Raw genomic sequence first — 233 nt, 5'->3', positions numbered from 1 at the left:
ATAAAAAAAAAAAAATACTTAAGAACAAGAAAAAGTCATCGGCATTCGGAGTTTGACTGAATTCGGTAACCCGGTAGGGGCCCCTAGTCCAATCAGTGCTCTACCTCCGAGACTCTTACCTTGAGGCTAGCCCTAAAGCTATTTCGGAGAGAACCAGCTATCTCCAGGTTCGATTGGCATTTCACCCCTACCCACACCTCATCCCCGCACTTTTCAACGTGCGTGGGTTCGGG

1 rRNA gene is annotated in these 233 nt (G+C 48.1%); it reads right to left on the bottom strand.

The features are described from left to right. Positions 1 to 233: ribosomal RNA gene (locus BA70_RS19880) — 23S ribosomal RNA — on the bottom strand; the annotation flags it as partial.

Origin of the sequence: Bacillus zhangzhouensis, assembly GCF_000715205.1 — a bacterium.
In the GTDB taxonomy this organism is placed as follows: Bacteria; Bacillota; Bacilli; order Bacillales; family Bacillaceae; genus Bacillus; species Bacillus zhangzhouensis.
This window is presented reverse-complemented; position numbering and strand designations above follow the sequence as displayed.